This window comes from Streptomyces sp. NPDC059788 (assembly GCF_042732265.1).
Classification (GTDB): domain Bacteria; phylum Actinomycetota; class Actinomycetes; order Streptomycetales; family Streptomycetaceae; genus Streptomyces.
Window position 1 is genome coordinate 270,687 of the sequence record NZ_JBHWHY010000003.1, and the last position, 19,185, is coordinate 289,871.

Annotated in this window: 14 protein-coding genes and 1 pseudogene; 5 read left to right on the forward strand and 10 right to left on the reverse strand. The window is 72.4% G+C overall.

The window, feature by feature from the left end; genetic code table 11:
- Positions 1-116: 116 nt before the first annotated feature.
- Entirely contained in the window at positions 117-1,274 is a 1,158-nt protein-coding gene (locus ACFV57_RS04490) for a serine hydrolase domain-containing protein (protein WP_385225568.1), read from the forward strand.
- 20 nt (positions 1,275-1,294) lie between these two features.
- Here ACFV57_RS04490 and ACFV57_RS04495 read toward each other — a convergent pair whose 3' ends face one another.
- The 9 genes and pseudogenes from ACFV57_RS04495 to ACFV57_RS04535 all read right to left on the reverse strand — a co-directional run bounded on the left by ACFV57_RS04495 (position 1,295) and on the right by ACFV57_RS04535 (position 12,364).
- A complete protein-coding gene (locus tag ACFV57_RS04495; protein WP_385225570.1) occupies positions 1,295-2,911 on the reverse strand; it encodes an APC family permease in 1,617 nt (538 codons plus the stop codon).
- A gap of 237 nt (positions 2,912-3,148) precedes the next feature.
- Positions 3,149-4,642, reverse strand: a complete 1,494-nt coding sequence (locus tag ACFV57_RS04500; protein ID WP_385225572.1) for an aldehyde dehydrogenase family protein — start codon at positions 4,640-4,642, stop codon at positions 3,149-3,151.
- On the reverse strand, positions 4,639-6,369 hold the full coding sequence (locus tag ACFV57_RS04505) for an amidohydrolase family protein (protein WP_385225574.1): 1,731 nt from the start codon (positions 6,367-6,369) through the stop codon (positions 4,639-4,641). The genes ACFV57_RS04500 and ACFV57_RS04505 overlap by 4 nt, the downstream gene beginning before the upstream one ends.
- Before the next feature lie 35 nt (positions 6,370-6,404).
- Positions 6,405-7,529 carry an LLM class flavin-dependent oxidoreductase gene (locus ACFV57_RS04510; protein WP_385225576.1) on the reverse strand — a complete coding sequence of 375 codons (1,125 nt, stop codon included), beginning with the start codon at positions 7,527-7,529 and terminating at the stop codon, positions 6,405-6,407.
- 150 nt (positions 7,530-7,679) lie between these two features.
- Positions 7,680-8,500: pseudogene (locus ACFV57_RS04515) on the reverse strand (SDR family NAD(P)-dependent oxidoreductase).
- A 36-nt stretch (positions 8,501-8,536) separates the two neighbouring features.
- Positions 8,537-9,484, reverse strand: coding sequence for a TIGR03619 family F420-dependent LLM class oxidoreductase (locus ACFV57_RS04520; protein ID WP_385225639.1), 948 nt, complete (start codon positions 9,482-9,484; stop codon positions 8,537-8,539).
- A 210-nt stretch (positions 9,485-9,694) separates the two neighbouring features.
- Positions 9,695-10,078 (reverse strand): thiol-disulfide oxidoreductase DCC family protein, encoded by a 384-nt coding sequence (locus ACFV57_RS04525; RefSeq protein ID WP_385225578.1) that lies wholly within the window; start codon positions 10,076-10,078, stop codon positions 9,695-9,697.
- Positions 10,079-10,151: 73 nt separating this feature from the next.
- Positions 10,152-10,955, reverse strand: a complete 804-nt coding sequence (locus ACFV57_RS04530; protein ID WP_385225580.1) for an alpha/beta fold hydrolase — start codon at positions 10,953-10,955, stop codon at positions 10,152-10,154.
- A 185-nt stretch (positions 10,956-11,140) separates the two neighbouring features.
- A complete protein-coding gene (locus tag ACFV57_RS04535) occupies positions 11,141-12,364 on the reverse strand; it encodes an amidohydrolase family protein (RefSeq protein WP_385225582.1) in 1,224 nt (407 codons plus the stop codon).
- A gap of 354 nt (positions 12,365-12,718) precedes the next feature.
- Here ACFV57_RS04535 and ACFV57_RS04540 point away from each other — a divergent pair, with 354 nt between their 5' ends.
- The 3 genes from ACFV57_RS04540 to ACFV57_RS04550 all read left to right on the forward strand — a co-directional run bounded on the left by ACFV57_RS04540 (position 12,719) and on the right by ACFV57_RS04550 (position 16,890).
- Positions 12,719-15,661, forward strand: a complete 2,943-nt coding sequence (locus ACFV57_RS04540; RefSeq protein WP_385225584.1) for a BTAD domain-containing putative transcriptional regulator — start codon at positions 12,719-12,721, stop codon at positions 15,659-15,661.
- 212 nt (positions 15,662-15,873) lie between these two features.
- Positions 15,874-16,242, forward strand: coding sequence for a laminin G (locus tag ACFV57_RS04545; RefSeq protein WP_385225586.1), 369 nt, complete (start codon positions 15,874-15,876; stop codon positions 16,240-16,242).
- 339 nt (positions 16,243-16,581) lie between these two features.
- Positions 16,582-16,890: a hypothetical protein gene (locus tag ACFV57_RS04550; protein ID WP_385225588.1), complete on the forward strand. Its 309-nt coding sequence runs from the start codon at positions 16,582-16,584 to the stop codon at positions 16,888-16,890.
- Between the two features lie 101 nt (positions 16,891-16,991).
- Here ACFV57_RS04550 and ACFV57_RS04555 read toward each other — a convergent pair whose 3' ends face one another.
- Positions 16,992-17,423 carry a pyridoxamine 5'-phosphate oxidase family protein gene (locus ACFV57_RS04555; RefSeq protein ID WP_385225590.1) on the reverse strand — a complete coding sequence of 144 codons (432 nt, stop codon included), beginning with the start codon at positions 17,421-17,423 and terminating at the stop codon, positions 16,992-16,994.
- A 144-nt stretch (positions 17,424-17,567) separates the two neighbouring features.
- Here ACFV57_RS04555 and ACFV57_RS04560 point away from each other — a divergent pair, with 144 nt between their 5' ends.
- Positions 17,568-19,157, forward strand: a complete 1,590-nt coding sequence (locus ACFV57_RS04560) for a class I adenylate-forming enzyme family protein (protein WP_385225592.1) — start codon at positions 17,568-17,570, stop codon at positions 19,155-19,157.
- The last annotated feature ends 28 nt before the right edge of the window (positions 19,158-19,185 follow it).

Below are 19,185 nucleotides of genomic sequence, written 5' to 3' on the forward strand. Positions count from 1 at the left end.
CGAGTGGTTGACGGGACCTTGGGGAAATCATTAGTGACCAGTGGTTACTAACGGCCTAGGCTCGGACCGAGTCCGGCGTTCCCGGACGACCACAGCACGGCGTTGGGAGGAAGACGATGGTGGACGACAACACCCTCCGGGGTTCCGTCGCCGACGGTTTCCAGGCGGTACGGGACGAGTTCGCCGCGGTCGCGGCCGAGGAGGGCGGCGGCTTCGCCGCACAGCTGGTGGCGTACCGGCACGGCGAGCGGGTCGTGGACCTGTGGACCGGACCGGAGATCACCGCCGATTCGCTGCTCGCCGCGTACTCCGCGTCCAAGGGGGCCGCGCATCTGGTCGTCGCCCTGCTCGTGCAGGAAGGCGTACTGGACCTCGATCAGCGGGTCTGCCACTACTGGCCGGAGTTCGGCGTGGCGGGCAAGGAGCGCATCACCCTGCGGGAACTGCTGGCCCACCGGGCCGGGCTGGTCGGTACGGACGCCGGGTTCACGCCCGAGGAGATGGCCGACGACCGGATCGTCGCCGAACGCCTCGCCGGGCAGCGCCCGTACTGGCGGCCGGGCAGCGCGTTCGGCTACCACGCGCTGGTGATCGCGGCGCTGAGCGGCGAGGTGGTGCGGCGCGCCACCGGGCGGTCCGTTCAGGAGCACTTCGCCGAGCGCGTGCGCGACGCGTACGGGGTGGATTTCCACCTCGGGCTGCCGGACGGCCAGGACGCCAGGTTCCTGAGCGCGCAGCCGATGACGCCGACCCCGGAGCGGCTGGCCGCACTGGCCGCGGGCGCGACCGGCCCGGACTCCCTGCCCGGCATCGCGTACAACCGCAACCACCCGCGGAACCCGGAGCTGTGGGAGCTGCCGAACCTCCGGGCGGTCCGGGCCGCCGGGCCGGCCTCGTTCGGCGGTGTGGCCTCGGCGCGCGGGATGGCCCGCATGTACGCGGCGGCGACCGGCCCGGTGGACGGCCTCGCGCCGCTGCTGAGGGCGGACACCGCTGCCGAGTTCGCACAGGTCCACTCCGTCGGCCACGACCTGGTCACCCGCGAGCACAAGGCGTTCGGACTCGGCTTCCACGCCACGTCCGAGGTGTATCCGGTGCTGGGCCAGGGCGCGTTCGGGCACAGCGGCGCGGGCGGCCAGCAGTCGTTCGCCGATCCGCGCAACGGCCTGGCCTACGGCTACACCCGCCGACGCTTCCCGTTCCCCAAGGGCCCCGGCCCGGAGAACGGCCGCCTGATCCGCGCGCTGTACGCGGCGGCCGACGGACACCCGTAACCCGTAGCCCGACCCCGCCCCTACTCCTCCACCACCATCACCGGCGTGGCCCGCGTCAGTACCTCGCCCCGGAAGAAGGCCGGGCTGCGCCGCCGCATGACCAGCATGAGGACGAAGCCGAGCAGGAGCAGGCCGACGCCGATGACGAAGACCGAGCCGATGCCGAAGACGGAGCTGCCGGAGCCGTAGGCCGGGTTCCACATGTCGGTGAGGGTCTTGGTGAAGACGGCGGTGAGGAGCACGCCGCCGAGGAGCGGGAAGACGCCTTTGAAGAGCATGTCGCGTGCGGAGTGCCGCAGTTCGCGGCGGAAGTACCAGGCGCAGGCGAAGGCCGTGATCGCGTAGTAGAAGCAGATCATGAGGCCGAGGGCGTAGATGGTGTCGACGAGGACGTGCTGCGAGAGGAAGGACATCGCGGCGTAGAAGACGCCGGTGGCGATGCCCGCCGCGACGGTGGCGCGGCCCGGTGAGCGAAAGCGCGGGTGGATGCGGGCGAAGGACGGCGGCAGGGCCTCGTACGCGCTCATCGCCAGGACCGTGCGGGCCACCGGGATGAAGGTGGTCTGGAGGCTCGCCGCGGCGGAGGCGAGGACCGCGACGAAGAGGAGTATGCCGAGGACCGGACCCATGACGGGGGTGGCGAGGGCCGCGAAGACGTTGTCGGCGGTGTCGGGGTTGCCCAGGCCGGGGCCTTCGGTGCCGACGCCGGAGTACATCTGGGCGGCGACCGCGGTCAGCAGGTACGAGCCGATGAGGACGACCATGGCGAGGAGTGCGGCGCGACCGGGGGTCTTGGCGCTGCCGGCGGTCTCCTCGTTGACGGTCAGGCACGCGTCCCAGCCCCAGAACATGAAGATGGAGAGGGACAGGCCCGCGGTGAAGGCGGAGAAGGACTGGACGGAGAACGGGTTCAGCCAGCTCGTCGAAAAGTGGAGGGAACCGGGGAGGTCGCCGGTGCCGGCCTTGACGAAGGCCATGGCTGTGAAGAGGGCGAGGACGCCCAGTTGGAGGCCGACCAAGGCGTACTGGACGCCTTTGGTGGCGGTCATGCCGCGGTAGCTGACGGCCGTGGCGAGGGCGATGAAGACCAGGCACGTCAGGACGTGGGCGACCTTGTTGCCGTCCAGCGCGGCGATGGCGTCGCTGCCGGTCAGTTCGCCGAGCAGGAGGTAGCAGAACGAGGTCGCGACGCCGGCGAGGTTGGAGAGGACGATGATCGTGGCGATCACCAGGCCCCAGCCGCACATCCAGCCGACACGGGGGCCGAAGGCCTTCACCGACCACGTGAAGGACGTACCGCAGTCGGGCACGGCCCTGTTCAGCTCGCGGTAGGCGAAGGCGACCAGCAGCATCGGCAGGAAGCCCGCGAGGAAGACGGCCGGCGTCTGGAGGCCGACCTCGCCGACGGTGGGGCCGAGCGTCGAGGTCAGACAGTAGACGGGGGCGACGGTCGAGACGCCGATGACGGCGCTGCCGAGCAGGCCGACGGAGTTGCCGCTCAGGCCCTTGCCGCGGGTCTCGCCGGTGCCGGCGGCGGCATCGGTGCCGGCGGCGCCGCCACCCGAACGGCCATCGGCCGTGCCACCGGCCCTCGTTACCGTGTCTCCGGCCGGGAGCCGGGGGTCTACCTGAACCATGAACAGGACGTTAAGGGCTGCTGTTTCCGCATCGCAGGGCCGAAGATCCACCCCCGAGTGGCGCCATTTCCCTCGCTTCGGGAGGTATGAAGCGGTTGCCGATCGATATTTACAAGGCGTCCGGCCCGTTACGAGCGGTAACTTGAAGGCCGCACCGTCGAGTTCCGGACTGCGGGAACCGCACCCCCGCCCGTTTCGTCCCGTTTCAAAATTTTCCCGCCCGTTCTCCCCCGGCCCTCATCCCGGCCACACCAGCGCCTGTACCTCGCTGTACGCGTGCAGCGCGTACGAGCCGACATCGCGCCCCACCCCGCTCCGCTTGAAGCCGCCGAACGGCGCCTCCATGTTCCGGCCGACCGTGTTGACGCCGACACCGCCCGCCCGCAGCCGCCCCGCCACCCGGAAGGCGCGCGCCACGTCGCCGGACCAGACGTAGTCCAGCAGGCCGTAGTCGGTGTCCCCGGCGAGCGCGACGGCCTCCTCCTCGTCGTCGAAGGGCAGGACGACGACCACCGGGCCGAAGATCTCCTCCCGTACGACGCGCATGGCGGGGGCGCAGTCGGTGAAGAGGGCGGGGGCCACGTAGAAGCCGCGGGGCAGGGGCGGGCGGTCGCCGCCGGTGACCAGGCGGGCGCCTTCCTCGCGGCCCAGTTCGAGGTACGACTCGACGCGGTCGCGGTGGGCGGCGGAGATCACCGGGCCGACGACCGTGCCCGGCTCGCCCGGATCGCCCACCTTCAGGCGCGCCGCGTACCCGGCCAGCTTCTCCACCAGCCGGTCGTGGATGCCGCGCTGGGCGAGCACACGCGTCGGTGCCGTACAGATCTGCCCGCTGTAGAAAGAGTACGTGGTGCCGATGCCGGCGACGGCGGCGTCCAGGTCGGCGTCGTCGAAGACCAGCGCGGCGCCCTTGCCGCCCAGCTCCATCAGCTGGCGTTTCATACCGCGCCCGCACACCTCGGCGATGCGCTGCCCGACGGCCGTGGAGCCGGTGAAGCTGACCATGTCCACGTCCGGGGCGTCGACCGCGGACTCGCCGACGGCCGGGTCCCGGCCGGTCACGAGGTTCACCACACCCGGCGGCGCCCCGGCCTCGTCCAGGGCCTCTTGGAGCGCCTCGGCCAGGCGGTGGACGGAGAGCGGGTCCTGCGGGGCGGGCTTGATCACGACCGTGTTGCCCATGGCCAGGGCGGGGGCGACCTTGCCCGCCGGGTTGGCCCAGGGGTTGTTGTAGGAGGTGATGCACGTGACCACGCCGACGGGGCGGCGGACCGCGAGCGCGCCGAGGACGGCCGCCTTCCCGAACGGGCCGGCCTCGTTGACCTGGGGCGGGAGGGGCGTTTCCACGGGCTCCAGCGCCCCGCGCGCGTACCGCTTGAGGCGGGCGACGGCGACACCCACCTGCATGGCGCGCGCCGTGCCCGCCGTCGCGCCGGTCTCCGCGCGGGCCAGCCGGGCGTACGGGCCGAGGTTGCGCGCCAGGGTCTCGGCGGCGCGGTCCAGCACCCGCGCGCGGGTCTCGGGCGCCGTGCGCGACCAGGGCCCGAACGCTTCGCGCGCCGCGCGGGCCGCCTCGTACACCTGGTCGCGCCCGGCCTCCGCCGCCAGCCCGACGGTCTCCTCGGTGGCCGGGTCGATCACCTCGTAGTGCCCATGGCCGGGCGCGGTCCACTCGCCGCCGATCAGCAGCCGCTCGGGACGGGGCGAGGGCAGACCGGAAGACGCGGTCACCGCGTTCGCACCGTCTCGGTGTCCCGCCCCGACCGCAGCACCGTCCCCGGCACCGCCCCGGTCACCGCGCCGTCCCGGACCGTCTCGACGCCGTTGACCCGTACGCTCACGATCCCGGCCGCCCGCGAGTCCAGCCGCGGGCTGTCCCCCGGCAGGTCGTGCACGAGGGTGGCGGGGCCCGCGTCGATCCGCTCCGGGTCGAAGAGCACCAGGTCGGCGTGGTGGCCGACCGCGATCCGGCCGCGGTCGCGCAGCCCGAACAGCCGGGCCGGGTCGCCGGTCAGCATCCGTACGGCCTCCTCCAGACCCACCAGCTTCCGGCCGCGCAGGCAGTCGCCGAGGAAACGGGTCGTGTACGGGGCGCCGCACATCCGGTCCAGGTGGGCACCCGCGTCGGAGCCGCCCAGCATGACGTCCTCGTGCTGCCAGGTGCGCTGCCGCAGCTCCCAGCTGGCCGGGTCGTTGTCGGTCGGCATCGGCCACAGGACGGTGCGCAGCTCGTCCTCGGCGCAGACCTCCACCAGGCAGTGGAAGGGGTCCAGGCCCCGTTCGGCGGCGATGTCGCCGACCACCCGGCCGGACAGTCCGGCGTTCGCGGCGGAGTAGGTGTCGCCGATGACGTACCGGCCGAAGTCCGCCAGCCGCCGGAAGACGCCCGCCTCCTTGCTCGCCGCGCGCCGCAGCATCTCCTCGCGTACGGCCGGGTCGCGCAGCCGGGCGATGCGCTCCGGTACGGGCAGGGCGAGGATGTCGCCCCAGCCGGGGATGAGGTTGAGGGCGCAGAAGGTGCGCAGCGACATGTTCATGGGGGTGAGGATCGGCATGGTGAGGGCGACGATGCGGCCGCCTGCCCCGCGGGCGCGTTCGCTCGCCTCCAGCTGCCGGGGCACGCGCTCCGGTACGGCGCTGTCGATGGTCAGCACGTTCCAGTTCAGGGGGCGTCCGGCGGCGGCCGACATGCCGACGAGCAGGTCGATCTCCTCGTCCGCGAACTGGTCGAGGCAGCCGGCGACGATCGCCTCCAGCTGGGTGCCCTCGTGGTCGGCGACGGCGCGGGAGAGGGCGAGCAGTTCGGCGGGGCGGGCGTGCCGGGAGGCGACCGGTTCGCCGTCGCCGTCGGCATGCGTCGAGGACTGGGTGGTGGACAGGCCCCAGGCCCCCGCGTCCATCGCGTCGTGGAACAGCCGCAGCATGGCGTCGAGCTGGTCCTCGGTGGGCTGTCCGCCGATGGCGTCCGGGCCCATGACGTGGCGGCGCAGCGCGCAGTGGCCGACCATGAAACCCGCGTTGACGGCGGTGCGGCCGTCCAGGGCGTCCAGGTACTCGCCGAAGGTGGACCAGTTCCACGGCGCGCCCTGTTCCAGCGCGGCCAGCGACATGCCCTCGACCCGGCTCATCATGCGGCGGGTGTAGTCGGCGTCGGCGGGGCGCTCCGGGTTGAGCGGGGCGAGGGTGAAGCCGCAGTTGCCGCCCGCGACGGTGGTGACGCCGTGGTGCATGGAGGGGGTGGCGCAGGGGTCCCAGAAGAGCTGGGCGTCGTAGTGGGTGTGCGGGTCGACGAAGCCGGGGGCGAGGACGAGTCCGTGGGCGTCCTCGGTGGTCCGGGCGGGGTCGGTGATCCGGCCGACGGCGGCGATACGGCCCTGGTGGACGGCGAGATCGGCCTCGTACGCGGGGGCGCCGGTGCCGTCGACGACGGTGGCGCCCTTGATCAGGTGGTCGAGCATCCCGGGGCAGTCCCTTTCGCTCGGGGGCGGGCTCTTCAGGCGGCGCCCTGCCGGAAGCGGGCCGTCCGGTGGACCGGGTCCGTGTCGATCTTCGGGATCACGTGTTCGCCGATCAGCCGGATCGTGGTGAGGGTGTCCTCGGGGGAGACGCCGATCGGCAGTCCGAAGGAGAGCTGGTCGGCGCCGGCCTGTTCCCAGCGCTTGCACTGGCGGAAGACCTCGTCGGGGTCGCCGCAGATCATCAGCTCCTCGGCGATCAGCAGCTCGATGATCTCCTCGGTGTACTCGGGCAGCAGCTCGGGCCACTCGGGGATGCCCTCGGGGCGCGGGAAGGTGTCGTGGTAGCGGAACAGCAGCGACTGGAGGTAGTTCAGCCCACCGCCGACCGCGATCTCGACGGCCTTCTGGTGGGTCTCGGCGCAGATGGCGGTAGAGGTCACCATGACGTTGTCGTTGACGTAGGCGCCGACCGGCTCGGCCTCCTTGACGGCCGTCTTGTACGACTCGACGACCCATTCCATGTCGGCGACCTTCTGCACGCTGAAGCCCAGTACGCCCAGGCCCTTCTTCCCGGCCATCGCGTACGAGGACGGCGAACCGGCCGCGTACCACATCGGCGGGTGCGCGGCCCCGTACGGCTTGGGCAGCACCTTGCGCGGCGGCAGCTGCCAGTGTTTGCCCCGGAAGCCCTCGTACTCGTCCTGGAGCCACATCTTCGGGAACTCGGCGATGGTCTCTTCCCACAGCTCCTTGGTGTGGTTCATGTCGGTCACACCCGGCATGAACCCGAGGATCTCGTGGCTGCCCGCGCCGCGCCCGGTGCCGAACTCGAAGCGGCCGCCGGAGAGGTGGTCGAGCATGGCCGCCTTCTCGGCGACCTTGACGGGGTGGTTGACCGGGGCGAGCGGGTTGAAGATGCCGGAGCCGAGGTGGATGCGCTCGGTGGCGTGGGCGAGGTAGCCCAGGTAGACGTCGTTGGCCGACAGGTGGGAGTACTCCTCCAGGAAGTGGTGCTCGGAGGCCCACGCGTACTTGAACCCGGACCGGTCGGCCTGGATGACGTACTCGGTCTCCTCCATCAGTGCGTGGTGCTCCGCCTCGGGGTCGACCTCCGCCCGTGCGGCGGGCACATAACCCTGTACGAACAGCCCGAATTCCAAGGGGGTTCACCGTCCCTCGTCCGCCCTGGCACCGCTGCCCGGCGCCCCAGCCTGACGGTGCGTCAGGTTGCGACGACTCTGGCACCGGCCCTGTGGGCCGTCAATACCTGACGGCCCATCAGATACCGGGCCGGGGACGGCGTACGGCCCTCAGTACAGGCTGATGCCGGACAGCCAGCCGCCGTCGATGACGAACGGCTGCCCGGTGATGTACGAGGAATCCTCGCAGGACAGGAACAGCGCCAGCCGGGCCACCTCCTCCGGCCGCCCGATCCGGCCGAGGGGGACGACCTGACCTTGGCGTAGAAGGCGTCCAGGTCCAGCGCGGAGATGTCGGAGGAGCCCGAGGTGTCCGGGTCCGGGGCGCCCACCGTGTCCGCCGGACCCCGCTCCGGCCTGGTCATCGGCGTGTCGATGGCCCCCGGGCACATCGCGTTGACCCGGATGCCCCGCCCGGCCAGCTCCATCGCCGCCACCCGCGTCATGCCGACCACCGCGGCCTTCGTCGCGGCGTAGGCCGTCAGGTACGCCATGCCGGACAGCGCGGCGTACGAGGCGGTGTTCACGATCGTGCCGCCGCCGGCCGCCGTCAGCTGCGGGATCACGGCCTTCATCCCGAGGAACGTGCCCACCTGGTTGACCTGCACCACCTGCTGGAACTCGGCGAGCGGGGTGGCGGCCAGCTCGTTGAAGCGCAGAATCCCGGCGTTGTTGACCAGGCCGTCGACCGTGCCGAACGCCTCCCCGGCGGCCCGCACGGCCGCCGCCCAGTCCGCCTCCCGGCCCACGTCCAGGTGTACGTACCGGGCGCGCCCGGCGCCCAGCTCCTCGGCGAGGGCCTCCCCCGGGCCGTCCAGCACATCGCCCAGCACGACCCGTGCGCCCTCGGCGGCGAAGAGCCGCGCTTCCTGTTCCCCCTGGCCGCGCGCGGCGCCCGTGATGACGACGACCCGGCCGTCCAGCTTTCCCATGCCGCACCGGTCCCTTCCGGGGCCGGGCCCCGTGTCTCAGCTGTCGAGGTGCGGGGCCACGCCTTCGGCGAACGCCGCCATCTGGTCGGTCAGTTCGGACCTGCTCCGGCTGCGGAACCGGACCTGGATCTGTTGTACGCCCATCGCCTTGTACTCGCGCAGGGAGTCCGCCAGCCGGTCGGGCGGCCCGGCGAGCGTGCGCCGCCCGACCTCCCACGCGGGCTCGCCGACGTACAGCGGCTCGGTGATGGCCCCGGCCTCGGCGGGCGTACGGATTCCGGCCTCCTCCCGCAGCCGCCGCAGCTTCGCGAGCTGCGCCGGGAGCTGGTCCCTGCGGTCGCCCTGCGGCAGCCAGCCGTCGCCCCGTACGGCGGCCCTGCGTACGGCGGCGGGTGACGAGCCGCCCACCCAGACCGGCGGGCGCGGCGTCTGCACGGGGCGCGGGGACTGCCCCAGCCCCTCGAAGGCGAATCGTTTCCCCTGAAAGATGGGGAACTCCTCCGGCCCCAGGGCCGCCTTCAGCGCGTCCACGGCCTCGTCCAGCAGGGCGCCGCGCCGCGTGAAGTCCACTCCGAGGGCGTCGAACTCCTCCCGTACGTGCCCGGCGCCGACCCCGAGGATCAGCCGTCCGCCGGAGAGGTGGTCCAGCGTCGCGTACTGCTTCGCGCTGATCAGCGGATGTCTGAGGCCGATCAGGGCGATGTGGCTGAGCAGCCGTACGCGGGTGGTGGCCGCCGCCAGGTAGGCGAGGGTGGCGACGGGGTCGTACCAGACCGTGCTCATGGCGGCGGCGAGGCGGCGCGGGACGGCGACGTGCTCGCAGCAGGCGAGGTACGCGAAGCCGTGGCGGTCGGCGGCGCGGGCGATCCCGACGAGGTCGGCGGGGCCGGCCGCCGCCTCCCAGGGTTCCGCGTAGAGGGTGCTCTGCGACTGCACCGGGAGCTGGATGCCGTAGGACAGCCGCCCTTCGGGCAGCACCCGCACCCCGTCACCGGCGCCGTCGCCGCGTCTGCCGCTGCGCGTGCCGTCTTGTGTGCCGCTTCCCGTACCGCTGTCCACGTCCGCGTCCACCCCCGCGCGCTCGGCCGACGGCCCGTCGTCGACGGCTGGGGTCATGGTGTGGCCTGACGGGGCATCAGGCAAGAGGGGCGGGCCCGTGCGGCGCCCGGAGGCCGGGGGCCGCACGGGCGGGCTTCAGGGCCTGAGGTGGGACGGCAGCGAGCAGGCCGCCGTGCCTCCCGGCATCCGGTGCCGGTTGTCGGCGACCAGCCGGTACACGGCGTGCGCGAGCTGCCGGAACGGCGGCAGGGTCAGCAGCGCGCCGGGCACGCCCCAGGCGCCCCGCGCGCTCATCAGCAGCTTGGCGACCGCCTGCGCCCCGCCGTACACCGCCCCGGCCGGGGTGACCCACAGGACCTCGTGCTCGGCCCGCTCCTGGGTGACGCCGAGCGCCTCCAGGTCGGCGAACTGCCAGGCCGTGACGGTGCAGCGGGGGCGGATGCGGCGTTCGGCGAACCGCACGGAGGTGGTGCAGAAGCCGCAGTCCCCGTCGTAGACGAGTACGGGTCGTGTCCTCATGCCCTCATCATGCCGGGGTGCCGGCGGCGGACCGACGGCGCCCCGGGCCGGGTGTCGCGGCGGTCCGCGCACCTCAGGCGGGTGCGCCGAGCCGCTCCCCCTCGTCCGCCGCCGCCCGCAGCAGCAGGTCGGCCAGCTCGCCGGGGCAGGACAGCATGGGCCAGTGCCCGGTGTCGAGGTCGAAGAAGCCGTACCGGGGGTCGGCGAGCGCCGCGAAGCGCGGATCGCCGGAGTCCACCAGGGCGCGGAGGGCCGCGGTGCTGGTGACGTTCTTGGTGCAGAAGATGCCCGTGGCGCGCAGTGCGGCCGTGGCGCCGGACAGCCGGACCGGCTGGGTGAGGGTGGGCAGGGGCTGGGGCGCGGCGAAGCGGGCCAGCCGCTCGCGGCCCTCCGGCGTGATGCCGTCCAGACTGCCCCAGATGTCCGTCTCCTCGAACGCCGGTGGCGGCAGCCGCCAGCCGTCGCCGTGCTCCTGGGCGCGGCGCCGCAGCCGGTCCCGTACGGCCTGGTCGGGCAGCGCGTCCAGGACGGACACGCCGTCGGCCGGCAGGCCCGCGTCCACGTACACCAGGCGGGCCAGGCGTCCCGGTTCGCGGTCCGCGGCGCCCAGCGCGGGATAGCTGCCGTAGCAGTGGGCGACGAGCACCGTCTCCCCCGCCTCGCCGGGCTCCCCCGCGCCGATGTGGTCCAGGACCTGCACCACGTCCTCGATGTGGGTGTTCAGGTCGGTGCCGGGCCCCGACAGGTGACGGCGGTCCCCCATGCCGGTGAGCGTCACCGGCTCCGCCCGGTGTCCGGCCGCGCGCAGGTGGTCCGCCACCTCCCGCCAGATCCACCCTCCGGTGTAGCCGCCCGACACCAGCACGAACGTCGTCATGTGCGCCACCTCCTGGCCCCGCCGGCCGCGGACGGCCCTGCCTGCCGCGGACGGCGCCGCGGCGGGCGCGGTCCGCGCGGGCGGCCCGGTCCCGGCCGCCCGTCCCATCGTGACGGGGGCGCGGGTCCCGCGGCGCGGAAATCCGTCACTTCGCCGGGCGCGCGCCGGTCACGGCGTCCCGCCGGTCACGACGCGCCCGCCCAGAGCCCGTCGGGGGTCAGCCCCAGCACCTCGATGGCGTTGCCGCGGACGATCCGTTCGACGACGTCGGGCGCCAGGTGTCCCATCTGGGCCTCGCCGACCTCTTTCGACCGCGGCCAGGTGGAGTCCGAGTGCGGGTAGTCGGTCTCGTACAGGACGTTGCCGACGCCGATCGCGTCCAGGTTGCGCAGGCCGAAGGCGTCGTCGAAGAAGCAGCCGTACACATGCTCCGCGAAGAGTTCGGACGGCGGCCGCAGGACCTTGTCGGCGACGCCGCCCCAGCCGCGGTTCTCCTCCCAGACGACGTCCGCGCGTTCCAGGATGTACGGAATCCAGCCGATCTGCCCCTCCGCGTACATGATCTTCAGGCCGGGGAAGCGGTCGAACGCGCCGCTCATCAGCCAGTCGACCATCGAGAAGCAGCAGTTGGCGAAGGTGATCGTGGAGCCGACCGCGGGCGGCGCGTCGGCGGACGTGGACGGCATCCTGCTGGAGGAGCCGATGTGCATGGCGATGACCGTGCCGGTCTCCTCACAGGCGCGCAGGAAGGGGTCCCAGTCGCCGGTGTGGATGCTGGGCAGGCCCAGATGTGGCGGAATCTCGCTGAAGCAGACCGCCCGCACGCCCCGCCCGGCGTTCCGGCGCACCTCCCCGGCGGCCAGCTCCGCGTCCCACAACGGGACGAGGGCGAGCGGTATGAGGCGTCCGCCCGCCGCCGGTCCGCACCACTCCTCCACCATCCAGTCGTTGTACGCGCGCACGCCCAGCAGCCCCAGTTCGCGGTCCTTGGCCTCGGTGAAGGTCTGGCCGCAAAAGCGCGGGAAGGTGGGGAAACACAGGGCGGACTGGACGTGGTTGACGTCCATGTCGGCCAGCCGCTCGGGGACGCTGAAGGAGCCGGGGCGCATCTGCTCGTAGGTGATTCCTTCGAGTCTGATGTCGTCGCGGGCGTAGCCGACGGCGGTGTCGAGCCGGGTCAGCGGGCGGTGCAGGTCCTCGTAGACCCACCAGTCAGCGAGCGGGCCGTCGTCCCCGGGGCGGCCCATCTTCGGCGCGAACCTGCCGCCGACGAAGGTCATCTCCTTCAGGGGTGCCCGGACGATTCGCGGGCCGATGTCGTGATATTTCGAGGGGAGGCGGTCCCGCCAGACATGGGGGGGCTCCACCGTGTGGTCGTCCACCGAGATTATCTTCGGAAAACTCTCCATGTTTTTTACCGTAGCGCCGATCTGACGACCCGTCAGCAACGATGGGGCGCGGGGGACTGCATGCAGACGACACGGTTCCGGGTACGGACCGGGCGCCGAACGGCCGTACAGGCGGCTGAGCAGCGACGCTCGGGGCCGCGCCCGCGCGCGGACCGCGCACGGGCAGCTGCACGCGCATCCGCACGGGAATCCGCACCCGCGGCCGGCCCGGGTCCCCACCCGCCGCACAGCCGAACACCAGCCCGAACACCAGGCGTGGAGAGACCGTGCTGAGACTGGACCCCTACTGACGTAAGGGGCTACGACAAGGCAGACTGGCCGATGCGAACGAAGTGCACAGGGCAGGGGGACACCATGGACGACGGTCCGGGGCAGGGCCAGGAGCGGCTCCGCTTCACCGTGCTCGGTCCCGTACGGGCCTGGCGCGGCGCGACGCCACTGGCGGCCGGCTCCCCGCAGCAGCGTGCGCTGCTGGCCGCCCTTCTCCTGCGGGGCGGACGCACCGCCACCGCATCCGAACTCGTCGACGCCCTCTGGGGCGACGAACCACCGCACGCCGCCCTCGCGGCGCTGCGCACCTACGCCTCCCGCATCCGCAAAGCACTGGGCGCGGACGCGGACACCCTGGTCAGCGAGTCCGGCGGCTACGCGCTGCGGCCGGTCGACAACCACCCGCTCGACCTGGACATGGACCACGCCGAGCAGTACGCGGCGGACGCCGAGAAGGCCAAGGCGTCCGGCGACCGCTGCCGCGCACGCGACCTCCTGGACTCCGCGCTCGCGCTGTGGGACGGCGAGCCGCTGGCCAACCTCGCCGGGCCGTACGCGGAGAACCAGCGCACCCGCCTGGAGGAGTGGCGCCTGTCCCTCATGGAGACGCGCCTGGAACTGGACCTGGAGCTGGGCTGCCACGGCGAGGCCGTCTCGGAGCTGACCGCGCTGACCGCCGCGCACCCCATGCGCGAGCGGCTGCGAGAACTCCTCATGCTGGCGCTGTACCGCAGCGGCCGCCAGGCCGAGGCACTCGCCGTATACGCCGATACGCGCCGTCTGCTCGCCGACGAGCTCGGGGTGGACCCCTGCGCGTCGCTCTCCGACCTCCAGCAGCGCATCCTGCGCGCCGACACGGAGCTGGACGCGCCCACCATGCCGCCCGACGCGCAGGACCCGGGCGAGCCCGTCTTCATCCGGCCACAGCAACTTCCGGCCACGGTCGCCGATTTCACCGGCCGCGCCGCCTTCGTCACCGAGCTGAGCGAGCAGCTCGCCACCGCCGAGGGCCGGGTGATGGCCGTATCGGCGCTCACCGGCATCGGCGGCGTCGGCAAGACCACCCTCGCCGTCCACGTCGCGCACGCCGCCCACACACACTTCCCGGACGGCCAGCTGTACGTGGACCTTCAGGGCGCCGGGCACTGCCCGTCCGACCCGGAAGCGGTGCTGGGCGCGTTCCTGCGCGCGCTGGGCACACCGGGCTCCGCCATCCCCGACGGCATCGAAGAACGGGCCGCCCTCTACCGCTCGGCCCTCGCCGGCCGCCGCGTCCTCGCCCTGCTCGACAACGCCCGGGACGCAGCCCAGGTGCGCCCGCTGCTGCCCGGCACGGACGGCTGCGCGGCGCTGATCACCAGCCGGGTCCGGATGATAGACCTGGCCGGCGCGCACCTGGTCGACCTGGACGTGATGAGCCCTGAGGAAGCGTTCACCCTCTTCACGCTCATCGTGGGCGAGGAGCGCGTGAACGCCGAGCGCGAGGCGTCCATGGACGTGGTCGGCGCCTGCGGCTTCCTGCCGCTGGCCATCCGTATCGCCGCGTCCCGGCTCGCGGCCCGCCGTACGTGGACCGTGTCCGTACTCGCCCGCAAGCTCGCCGACGAACGCCGCAGGCTGGACGAGCTGCGCGCCGGCGACCTCGCCGTGAACTCCACCTTCGAACTCGGCTACAAGCAGCTCGAACCGCGGCAGGCCCGCGCCTTCCGCCTCCTCGGGCTGGCCGACGGGCCCGACATCTCGCTCGCCGCCGCCGCGGCGCTCCTCGACATGGACCCCGACGACGCCGAAGGCCTCCTCGAATCGCTCGTGGACACCTCCCTGCTGGAGTCCGCGGCCCCCGGCCGCTACCGCTTCCACGACCTGGTGCGCCTGTACGCGCGCTCCTGCGCGGAGCGCGACGAGCAGCCCCCGGAGGAGCGCGAGGCGGCCCTGTCCCGGCTGCTGGACTTCTACCTGTCCACCGCCGCCCACATGTACGCGCTGGAGCGCCCCGGCGACCGGCTGGCCGACCACACGGAGACCCCGAACTACCCGGGCCTGATCTTCACCGACCGCTCCGAGGCCCTGAGCTGGCTGTTCAGCGAGACCCGCTGCCTGATCGCCTGCGCATTGCAGAACACCGGCGAGAAGGTGCTGCGGCGCGCCGTCGACCTGCTGCTGCTGACCCGCGACATGGCCGAGTCCGGCGCCAACAACCGGCAGTACGAGCAGGCCAACCTCACCCTGCTGGCCGCCGCGCGCCGGGCCGGCGACCAGCACGCGGAGGGCCGCGCCCACTGGGCGCTGTCCCCCATCTACACCCAGTCCGGGCGGCTCAACGAGGCCGACGAGCACGCGAAGCTGGCCACCCTGCTGGGGCTCGCCGCCGAGGACTCCTTCTCCGCCTCCCAGGGCCCCAACGACCGCGGCATCATCGCCAGCATCCAGCACCGCCACGAGGAGGCGGAGGGCTACCTCGCCCAGGCCCTGCTCGCCTTCCGCGAGAACAACAACAAGCAGTCCGAGGCCAGCGCGCTGTGCAACCTCTCACGGCTGCACCTCGACACCGGGCGCGTCGAGAGCGCCGTCCGCCTCGCCGAACAGGGCACCGCCTGCTACCGGGAGGCCGGTGCCTCCCGCCGCCTCGGCAACGGCATGTACGCGCTCGGCATGGCGCTGACGCTCGCCAACAGACTCGACGAGGCCACCGCGCAGCTGACCGAGGCGCTCGCCATCTTCCGCGACAGCCGGCAGCGGTTCTGGGAGGGCATGACCTACCTCCGGCTCGCCGAGGTCGACCTGGCGGCCCGCCGCCCGGCCGGCGCGGCCAACTACGCCGAGCAGGCGCTGTCCGCCCTGCGGGGAATCGGCGGCGGCCGCTGGCGGGCCAGCGCACTGACGACGCTCGGACACGCCCTGAACCAGATCGGGCACACCGGCCGTGCGAAGGTCTGCTGGCAGGAAGTCACGACCATTCACGAGCAGATGGGCCTGCCTGTGGACGGAGAGGTACGCAATCTCATCGTCCCTGTCGCGGTGGCGTAAAAGCCGTCCGGACCACGGGCTTCAGGCGTTTATCGATCGTTCATCGCGAGGGGCCACTCTCTAACTAACCGATCCGCCGCCTCGGGGGGCAAGCGGCTCGGTGACCAGGCCCCACCGTAAAGGTGTCAGGCCATGGTCCACCCGTCCGGCGACCCACGGGGGAGTTGCCGGCCGGGTGGACCGAATGCGCCCACACAACGGAGTTGATCACCGTGAGCTCTCAGAATCAGGCTCGAAAGGACGACGACAGGGACATCGTCAAACCGCTGGACAGCAACCGTCCCATCCAGCCGATGGACAGCAACCGGCCGATTCAGCCGATGGACAGTAATCGGCCCATTCAGCCCATGGACAGCAATCGGCCGATCCAGCCGATGGACAGCAACCGGCCGATCCAGCCCATGGACAGCAACCGGCCCATCAAGCCCGCGGACAGCAACCGGCCCATCACGCCTCTCGACAGCAACCGTCCGATCACCGACGGCACGCTGATCACCGAGGACGGCCGGACCGCACCGAACGGGGATGGCGGCGTGGTCGTGATGGGCGACAGCAACCGGCCCATCGCCGACCCGAAGTAGCGCGACGCCCGTACGGGCGGGCCACGGGGGATTCGACGGCCCGCCCGTACGGCGGAACAACACACAAGGCCCACTGCGGGCTCGGCGGTTCGGGGGATCGGGGGATCCGGGGGAGCCGCTGAATCCGGGGATCGGGGGATCCGGGGGGATCCGGGGGATCGCGGGGGCCGGTTTCGATGGCACCGAGGGGGGAGCCATCGAAGCCGGTCCCCGCGGCATACCCATAGCCATGCGAATTCTCCCCATTTTTATGGCTTTTTCCAGCCGGGGGGATCGAACACACGCCTCACCAGAAGCTAGCGTCACTCACAACAGGGATTCCCCCATAGAGGAGTTGGAATGAGCTGTATCAAGCGCACCCTCGTCACGCTCGCCCTCGCCACCGCCGTCGCGGGCGCCGCGGCCGCCCCCGCCCTGGCCGACAGCCACATTCCCAGCAGCCCCACCGGTGCCGTCACCCTGGACACCAACCGGCCGATAACCGCCGGACTCTCCGTGGCGCCCGACACCAACCGGCCCGGTCCCTCCGAGGGGGCCGTGACGCTGGACACCAACCGCCCGGCTCCCGGCAACCGCTCGGTGGCGCCGGACACCAACCGGCCGGAGACCGGCGGAGGATTCGTGGCCCTGGACACCAACCGGCCGTGACCCGGCGGCCCGGTTCCGGGCCGGAGCACGTACACCGGGGGCCGGACCGGGTGAGGCCGGCCCCCTTCGGCGTCGCGCGCCGCGCAGGCGCCGCGCGGCGGCTACTCGAACGACCCCATGTCCGACGACAGCCAGCGGCGCGGACGCATCCGGATGGTCACCTGCGGCCCGAACGACGGCTCCACTTCCGCCAAGTACGTGGCCAACGCCTCCGCGGCGAGGTAGCGCCCGGCCATCGCGCGCAGCTCTTCTTCCGTCGCCGGTTCGGTCGAGACCACCTCGCCCTCGACCGACACATAGCGGACCGTCGGCGAGACCCGGTCCACCATCATCGTGAACCGCCCCGCCGCCGCGATCAGCCGGGCCTTGCGGGAATCGCGCTCGGTCGTGATCCACAGCTCGCCGCCCGGCTCGTACGCGTACCAGACGGGCACCGTGAGCGGGGCGCGGCCGGCCTCGCCCGAATCCACCGACAGCGCTGCGATGTGCGGCTCGGCCAGGAAGCGCTCGCGTTCCTCCGTGGTCAGCGGCATGGACGTCTCCTTCGGCGTGCATACGGGTACGGACACCAGCCCCCAACGCCCCCGCGGCCCCCGTTGTTCCGCACCGCCGCACTATCTGACGAGTCGTCATATCAGCTGCTAACGTCGCTACCCCTCACCCGTAGGAGGCGCGACGTGTTCGAATCCGATCGTGTGCGCTCGCTCTGGGAACTCATGGAATACCGGGCGGGACTGTCCCCGCGGGCACCGATGTTCCACGACGAAACCGCCGACGGCTCGGGCCGGACCATCACCTTCGGCGAAGTGCGGGACCAGGCACTACGGCTGGCGGCCGGCTTCCGGACACGGGGAATCGGCCGCGGCACCCGCGTCCTGTGGCAGCTGCCCACCCGGCCCCACACCATCTCCGTGTCACTCGCGCTGGCCCGGCTCGGAGCCGTCCAGATCCCCGTACTCCACCTGCACCGGGAACGCGAAGTCGGCTTCGCGCTGCGGGAGTCGGCGGCCGAGTACGCGATCGTGCCCGGCGTGTGGCGCGGCCATGACTACGCGGCCATGGTGCGGAGGGTGGCGGGTGGCGGTGTGCACGTGCTGTCCGTCGCCGGTCACCCCGTCACCGGCCCGGCTGCCGGCGACGGGCTGCCGTGTGCCGTGCCCGGTGCGCTGCCGGAGTTCGTACGGCCCGGCAGCACACCGACATGGATCTACTACACCTCCGGCACCACCGCCGACCCCAAAGGCGTCGAGCACACCGACGGCTCGCTCCTCGCGGGCGGCATCGGCCTGGCCACCGCGCTGGGCATGACGGCCGCGGACACCGGCTCCATCGCGTTCCCGTACGCGCACATCGCCGGGCCGGACTACGTCGTCGCGATGCTGCTCAGCGGGTTCCCCGCGGTGGTGCTCGACGTGTTCGACCCGGCGTCGGCGGTCGAGGCCTACCGGCGGCACGGGGTGACCATGGCCGGCGGGAGCACCGCCTTCTACCAGGCGTTCCTCGACGAGTCCCGGCGCCGGTCAGCCGCCGGGCCCGGGGCGGGCAAGCTCATCCCCACCCTGCGGCTGCTGTCCGGAGGCGGGGCGCCCCTCCCGCCGGACCTCTGCTTCGCGGCCCGTCGCGAGCTGGAGTGCGCGGTGGTGCACGGGTACGGGATGACGGAGTGCCCGATGATCGCGATGGGCACGCCGTACGACAGCGCCGAGCAGCTGGCGCACACCGTGGGGAAGCCGGTCACCGGGGCCCACGTGCGGATCGTCCGCGCGGACGGGGGCGAGGCGGGGCCCGGCGAGCCGGGCGAGGTCACGGTGCGCGGGCCGATGGTGTGTCACGGCTACACGGATGCGGCGGCGACGGCCGGGGCGTTCGACGCGGACGGGTTCTTCCGTACCGGTGACCTGGGGCTGCTGCGGGGCGATGGGCACCTGGTGCTCACGGGGCGGCTGAAGGACATCATCATCCGGAAGGGGGAGAACATCTCCGCGTCGGAGATCGAGGCCCTGATCCGCGAGCACGGTGACGTCTGCGACGTCGCGGTGATCGGGTTGCCGGACCGGGAGCGGGGGGAGCGCGTGTGCGCGGTGGTGAGCCTCGCGGAGGCGGCGGGTGACCTGACGCTGGATGCGCTGGTCGGTCATCTGCGCCGGGCCGGGGTCATGCCGCAGAAGCTGCCGGAGCAGCTGGAGATTGTGGCTGAGCTGCCGCGGGGTGGGCCGCTGAACAAGGTTCTCAAGGGGGTGCTGCGGTTGCGCTTTGGGGGGGCCTAGGCGCGGTGCGCGCTTTGCGCGCGGGGTT

What these genes read in the sequence shown, in the direction of transcription:
- ACFV57_RS04495 (WP_385225570.1), bottom strand. Translation starts at nt 2,911, where the DNA reads ATGGTTCAGGTAGACCCCCGGCTCCCGGCCGGAGACACGGTAACGAGG.
- ACFV57_RS04530 (WP_385225580.1), bottom strand. Translation starts at nt 10,955, where the DNA reads ATGACGACGTTCGTGCTGGTGTCGGGCGGCTACACCGGAGGGTGGATC.
- ACFV57_RS04535 (WP_385225582.1), bottom strand. Translation starts at nt 12,364, where the DNA reads ATGGAGAGTTTTCCGAAGATAATCTCGGTGGACGACCACACGGTGGAG.
- ACFV57_RS04525 (WP_385225578.1), bottom strand. Translation starts at nt 10,078, where the DNA reads ATGAGGACACGACCCGTACTCGTCTACGACGGGGACTGCGGCTTCTGC.
- ACFV57_RS04505 (WP_385225574.1), bottom strand. Translation starts at nt 6,369, where the DNA reads ATGCTCGACCACCTGATCAAGGGCGCCACCGTCGTCGACGGCACCGGC.
- ACFV57_RS04490 (WP_385225568.1), top strand. Translation starts at nt 117, where the DNA reads ATGGTGGACGACAACACCCTCCGGGGTTCCGTCGCCGACGGTTTCCAG.
- ACFV57_RS04540 (WP_385225584.1), top strand. Translation starts at nt 12,719, where the DNA reads ATGGACGACGGTCCGGGGCAGGGCCAGGAGCGGCTCCGCTTCACCGTG.
- ACFV57_RS04550 (WP_385225588.1), top strand. Translation starts at nt 16,582, where the DNA reads ATGAGCTGTATCAAGCGCACCCTCGTCACGCTCGCCCTCGCCACCGCC.
- ACFV57_RS04555 (WP_385225590.1), bottom strand. Translation starts at nt 17,423, where the DNA reads ATGCCGCTGACCACGGAGGAACGCGAGCGCTTCCTGGCCGAGCCGCAC.